This is a genomic window from Streptomyces sp. NPDC051173 (genome assembly GCF_040689515.1).
GTDB lineage: Bacteria > Actinomycetota > Actinomycetes > Streptomycetales > Streptomycetaceae > Streptomyces.
The window spans coordinates 1-6,361 of record NZ_JBFBBD010000141.1 but is presented as its reverse complement, the minus strand read 5'-3'; the positions used below and the strand labels follow the sequence as shown (position 1 = coordinate 6,361).

The window sequence follows — 6,361 nt, the reverse complement described above, 5'->3', positions numbered from 1 at the left end:
GTCCTCAATCGCCGGACGGGCTGGATATGCGGCTACGGTCCGCACCATCCAGCCCGTCCGGCGATTGAGGACGCGCCCGCAGGGCGCCCCCGCCGCAGGCGGCAGCGGACCCGCACCCGACTACCGCCCCAATCGAGACCGCACAGCCCCGCTCACATCGAACGGCAGCACCGTCACCGCCACATTCGTGAGCTGTTCCAACGCCTTCGCCATCTCGTTGCCCCGGTCGGGGTGGAGCAGTGAGCCGAGGGGGCCGGAGTATGTGCGGATGGGGATCAGGAGGGTCAGGGCCGTCTCGCCGTCCGCCGTCGTGCGGGCGGCGAGGGCGGCGACCGCGTGGCGGAGGCGGCGGTCGGGGCAGTCGACCAGTTCCAGGGGGATCGTCGTGCCGGGGGTCGCGTCCCACTTCTCGGTGATCCGGCGGGCCCGCTCCGCGTCGATGACGAAGTGCAGGGCCCGTACGTCGTCGGGCCGCAGCTCGTGGGCGTAGCGCAGGGCCTTCACCGTGGCCAGGTCGAGGTCGTCGACGAGCACGAAGACCAGGTGGCGCCGCCAGTGCGGCTGGTCCGTGCCGAACGCGGGGACGTTGCCCAGCGCCTCGGCCTCCTCGCGGTACTGCCGGTTGATGCGGATCAGCGCCCACACGCCCAGCGGGAAGACCACCACGACCAGCCACGCGCCCTCCGTGAACTTGGTGACCGCGAAGATCAGCACGACCAGCGCCGAGGCCACCGCCGCGACGAGGTTGACCCCCACCTTCCAGTGCCGGTGCGGCTCCTCGGGCCGCCGCCAGTAGTGGGCGGTCATCCCGGCCGCCGCCATCGTGAAGCCGGTGAAGACGCCGATGGCGTAGAGCGCGACGAGTCTGTCCACGCTGCCGCCCGTCACGATCAGCAGCGCGAGCGAGACGACGGCCAGCGAGATGATCCCGTTGGAGAAGGCCAGCCGGTGGCCGCGCCGGGTCAGTTGACGCGGCAGGAAGCGGTCCTCGGCGACGAAGCTGGCGAGGAAGGGGAAGCCGGTGAAGGGCGTGTTGGCGCCGGTGTAGAGGATGAGCGCGGTCGCGAGCTGGACGTAGACCAGCCCCGTCGTGCCGAGCCAGCCGTCCCCGAAGACCAGGTGCGCCTCCTGCGCGATGACGGTCGGATTGCCGTCCTGGTAGGGGACGGCGTGGGTGAAGTGGGCCAGCGTGGAGACGCCGAGCACCATGACGCCGAGGACGCAGCTCATGACGGTGAGGGTGCGCCGGGCGTTGCGGCCCTGCGGTTTGCGGAAGGCCGAGACGCTGTTGGAGATCGCCTCCAGGCCGGTCAGCGAGGAGCCGCCGTTGGCGAACGCGCGCAGCACCATGAACAGCGAGGCGCCGTACAGCCAGCCGTGCCCGGACGTGCCGAGCGGCACCACCCCGGAGGCGTGCGGGTCGGCGTGCGGGAGCCCGCCGGTGAGGGCGCGTACGAGCCCGATGGCCAGCATCAGCGCGACGGCGGCCATGAAGAGGTACGCGGGGGCCGCGAACGCCCGCCCCGCCTCCCGGATCCCGCGCAGATTCCCGTACATCAGCAGCACCACCACGCCCACCGTGAGGGGGAGTTTGAGGTGGTCGAGGCCGGTGTAGCCGTCGCCGGTGAGGTGCGCGAGGGAGATGAGCGCGTCGGTGCCCGCGGCCGTCTGCACGGCCACGGTGACGATGTAGTCGACGAGGAGCGCGACGGCGGCGATCTGGGCGACGCGCGGCCCGAAGTTCTCGCGGGCGACGACGTACGAGCCGCCGGCGCGGGTGTAGACGGACACCACGTCGCGGTAGGAGAGCGTGAGGAGCAGCAGGACGAGCAGGATCGCGCCGGTCACCGGCATCAGCAGGCTGAACGCGGCGATGCCCACGACGGGTACGAGGATGCGCAGTATCTCCTCGCTGCCGTACGCGGTGGAGGAGATGCAGTCGGAGGCGAGGACGCCCAGGGCGAGCGGGTTGGAGAGCGTCTCGTGGGCGAGCTGCTGGGTGACCAGCGGGCGGCCGAGCAGCCGGCACTTGACGCGGTAGGCGAGCCGGTCGGGGACCTCGGGTACGACTTCGGGACGGTCGGCCATAGCCGTATCTTCCGGCTCCGCCCCGGGGCCCGTACGGCCAAACGCCGGACGGGCCGAAAAGTCGGCCCGCCCGGCGTCCGGGGTGACGCGTCAGCCGACGACGGTCCAGGTGTCGTTGCCGGTCAGGAGGGAGGCGAGGTCGCCCTTGCCCTTCTGTTCGATGGCGGCTTCGAGCTGGTCGGACATCTGGGTGTCGTAGACGGGCCGGTCGACGCTGCGGAACACACCGATGGGGGTGTGGTGCAGGGTGTCGGGGTCGGCGAGCCGGGAGAGGGCGAAGGCGGTGGTGGGGGAGGTGGTGTGGGCGTCGTGGACGAGGATGTCGGCCTCGTTGTCCGCGGTGACGTCGACGACGTGGAGGTCGCCGGTGGACCGGTCGCGGACGACACCCTTCGCGCCGTCGGTGCCGAAGCGGATGGGCTGCCCGTGTTCGAGGCGGATGACCGCTTCCTGGGCCTGCTGCTTGTCCTTGAGGACCTCGAAGGCGCCGTCGTTGAAGATGTTGCAGTTCTGGTAGATCTCCACCAGCGCGGTGCCCGGGTGCTCGGCTGCCTGGCGCAGCACTTCGGTGAGGTGCTTGCGGTCGGAGTCGACCGTGCGGGCGACGAAGGACGCCTCGGCCCCGATCGCGAGGGAGACGGGGTTGAAGGGCGCGTCCAGCGAGCCCATCGGCGTCGACTTGGTGATCTTGCCGACCTCGGAGGTCGGGCTGTACTGGCCCTTGGTCAGCCCGTAGATCCGGTTGTTGAAGAGCAGGATCTTGAGGTTGACGTTGCGGCGGAGGGCGTGGATGAGGTGGTTGCCGCCGATGGAGAGGGCGTCGCCGTCGCCGGTGACGACCCACACGCTCAGGTCGGGGCGGGAGGAGGCGAGGCCGGTGGCGATGGCGGGGGCCCGGCCGTGGATGGAGTGCATCCCGTAGGTGTTCATGTAGTACGGGAAGCGGGAGGAGCAGCCGATGCCGGAGACGAAGACGATGTTCTCCTTCGCCAGGCCGAGGGAGGGCATGAAGCCCTGGACGGCGGCGAGGACGGCGTAGTCGCCGCAGCCCGGGCACCAGCGGACTTCCTGGTCGGACTTGAAGTCCTTCATGGTCTGGGCGGCCTCGGCCTTGGGGACCAGCTTGAGCGCCTCAGTCATCGATGGCCTCCTTGAGCGCGGTGGCGAGCTGCTCGGCCTTGAACGGCATGCCGTTGACCTGGTTGTAGGAGTGGGCGTCGACCAGGTACTTCGCACGGATGAGGGTGGCGAGCTGGCCGAGGTTCATCTCCGGGACGATCACCTTGGTGTAGGAGGCCAGGACGTCGCCGAGGTTGTGGGGGAAGGGGTTGAGGTGGCGCAGGTGGGCCTGGGCGATGGGGGCGCCCTGGGCGCGCAGACGGCGTACGGCGGCGGTGATGGGGCCGTACGTCGAACCCCAGCCCAGGACCAGGGTCCTGGCGCCGTCGGGGTCGTCGACCTCGATGTCGGGGACGGCGATGTTGTCGATCTTGGCCTGGCGGGTGCGCACCATGAAGTCGTGGTTGGCCGGGTCGTAGGAGATGTTGCCCGTGCCGTCCTGCTTCTCGATGCCGCCGATGCGGTGCTCCAGGCCGGGGGTGCCGGGCACGGCCCAGGGGCGGGCCAGGGTCTGCGGGTCCCGCTTGTAGGGCCAGAAGACCTCGGTGCCGTCGGCCAGGCTGTGGTTGGGGCCGGTGGCGAACTGCACGCGCAGGTCGGGCAGTTCGTTGACGTCCGGGATCCGCCAGGGCTCGGAGCCGTTGGCCAGATAGCCGTCGGAGAGCAGGAAGACGGGCGTGCGGTACGTCAGCGCGATGCGGGCGGCGTCCAGGGCGGCGTCGAAGCAGTCGGCCGGGGTGCGCGGCGCCACGATCGGCACCGGGGCCTCGCCGTTGCGCCCGTACATCGCCTGGAGCAGGTCGGCCTGCTCGGTCTTGGTGGGCAGGCCCGTCGACGGGCCGCCGCGCTGGATGTCCACGATCAGCAACGGCAGTTCGAGGCTGACGGCCAGGCCGATCGTCTCGGACTTCAGTGCCACACCGGGGCCGGAGGTGGTGGTCACCGCCAGCGCCCCGCCGAAGGCGGCGCCGAGGGCGGCACCGATGCCGGCGATCTCGTCCTCCGCCTGGAAGGTGCGCACGCCGAAGTTCTTGTGCTTCGACAGCTCGTGCAGGATGTCCGAGGCCGGGGTGATCGGGTACGAGCCGAGATAGAGCGGCAGGTCGGCCTGCTTCCCGGCGGCGATCAGGCCGTAGGAGAGGGCGAGGTTGCCGGAGATGTTGCGGTAGGTGCCGGTGGGGAAGGCGGCGGTGGCCGGGGCGACCTCGTAGGAGACCGCGAAGTCCTCCGTCGTCTCACCGAAGTTCCACCCGGCCCGGAAGGCCGCCACGTTCGCCTCGGCGATGTCGGGCTTCTTCGCGAACTTCTTCCGCAGGAAGGCTTCCGTGCCGGTGGTGGGCCGGTGGTACATCCACGACAGCAGACCGAGGGCGAACATGTTCTTCGAGCGCTCGGCCTCCTTCCGCGACAGGTCGAAGTCCTTCAGGGCCTCGATCGTCAGCGTCGTCAGCGGCACGGGGTGGACGTGGTAGGCGTCCAGCGACCCGTCCTCCAGCGGCGAGACCGCGTAACCGACCTTCGCCATCGGGCGCTTGGTGAACTCGTCGGTGTTCACGATGATCTCCGCGCCCCGGGGGACGTCGGCGATGTTCGCCTTCAGTGCGGCCGGGTTCATCGCCACCAGCACGTCGGGCGCGTCGCCCGGGGTGAGGATGTCGTGATCGGCGAAGTGCAGCTGGAAGCTGGAGACACCCGGCAGCGTCCCGGCGGGGGCGCGGATCTCGGCGGGGAAGTTCGGCAGCGTGGAGAGGTCGTTCCCGAACGACGCCGTCTCCGACGTGAAGCGGTCACCCGTGAGCTGCATGCCGTCACCCGAGTCCCCCGCGAACCGGATGATCACCCGCTCCAGCTTCCGCACGGACTTGCCGCCCGGCCCCTCGTCGGGATGGCGTGGCGGGCTGAGGTGTGAAGGCTCCCGCTCCGCCGACGGCGGGGCGGCCCCGTTCGGCTGCTCGCCTGGTTCGGCCTGCTCGGCCGGGCTGCTGACCTGGCTGGTCACTGCTTCGGACCTCCCTCGTGGCGGCGGCTCGCACGCGGTGGTGACGGCCGGCGTTCCCACTGCCATCGTACGGGGGTAAGGGTCGCCTACCTGGGATGGATCACAAGATGCCCGCGCCGTAGCGCATCCGTTTTGTCCTGGTAAGCGGATTTCGGGCCATCCGGGCGGCCCTTGTGGAGGCGACGGCTCCACTGGGTCTTTTGTCTGAGGTTCCCGTCCCGGTGACCGTCTCACCAGGGAGGCTCTCCCCGACGGGTGTGGTGCGGGAGTCCTAGGACCGCAGGTATGTCAGCACCGCCAGCACCCGGCGGTGATCCCCGTCACTCGGCGACAGCCCCAGCTTCAGGAAGATGTTGCTGACGTGCTTCTCGACGGCGCCGTCGCTGACCACCAACTGCCGCGCCACGGCGGAATTCGTCCTTCCCTCGGCCATCAGGCCGAGCACCTCGCGCTCGCGCGGGGTGAGCCCGGCGAGCACGTCCTGCTTACGGCTGCGCCCGAGCAACTGCGCGACGACCTCGGGGTCCAGGGCCGTACCGCCCCGGGCGACGCGCACCACCGCGTCGACGAACTCCCGCACCTCCGCCACCCGGTCCTTCAGCAGATAGCCCACGCCCCGGCTGCTCCCCGCCAGCAGCTCCGTGGCGTACTGCTCCTCCACGTACTGCGAGAGCACCAGCACACCCAGCTCCGGGTGGTCCCGGCGCAGCCGCACGGCCGCTCGCACGCCCTCGTCGGTGTGCGTCGGCGGCATCCGTACGTCCGCGACCACCACGTCCGGCAGGGCACCCTCGTCGGCGAGCTCCCCGATGACCTTCAGCAGCGCCTCCGCGTCACCGACACCCGCGACGACGTCGTGCCCCCGGTCGGTCAGCAGGCGGGTCAGCCCTTCCCGAAGCAGCACCGAATCCTCGGCGATGACGACCCGCACCCTGTCCTCCACGATTCCCCTGCCCCCTGTTTGCCGCTGCTGTGGGTGTCCAGCATCGCAGTATTTCGGGTGGCGGGGGGTTTTGCCGGGTGTGCGTTGCCGGGTGCGGCGGGCTTTTCCCCAGCCCCGCCCCTTCCCGAAACTGGGGCTCCGCCCCAGACCCCGCAACACGCTTCGCGCGTTGTCCTCAAACTCCCCCAGCTACCGCTGGGAGGTGCCCCCAA

Annotated in this window: 4 protein-coding genes; all 4 read right to left on the bottom strand. The window is 70.4% G+C overall.

The annotated features are described in order from the left end of the window. Positions 1-120: 120 nt before the first annotated feature. Positions 121-2,088 (bottom strand): APC family permease, encoded by a 1,968-nt coding sequence (locus AB0435_RS33750; RefSeq protein ID WP_366428698.1) that lies wholly within the window; start codon positions 2,086-2,088, stop codon positions 121-123. A 90-nt stretch (positions 2,089-2,178) separates the two neighbouring features. After that, a complete protein-coding gene (locus AB0435_RS33745) occupies positions 2,179-3,228 on the bottom strand; it encodes a 2-oxoacid:ferredoxin oxidoreductase subunit beta (protein WP_366008476.1) in 1,050 nt (349 codons plus the stop codon). Beyond that, the gene (locus tag AB0435_RS33740; RefSeq protein ID WP_366008475.1) at positions 3,221-5,206 is read right to left on the bottom strand and encodes a 2-oxoacid:acceptor oxidoreductase subunit alpha; all 1,986 of its coding nucleotides are present in this window, start codon (positions 5,204-5,206) and stop codon (positions 3,221-3,223) included. Before AB0435_RS33740 ends, AB0435_RS33745 begins: the two co-directional genes overlap by 8 nt. 271 nt (positions 5,207-5,477) lie before the next feature. Beyond that, positions 5,478-6,137 (bottom strand): response regulator transcription factor, encoded by a 660-nt coding sequence (locus AB0435_RS33735; RefSeq protein WP_366008478.1) that lies wholly within the window; start codon positions 6,135-6,137, stop codon positions 5,478-5,480. Between the last annotated feature and the right edge of the window lie 224 nt (positions 6,138-6,361).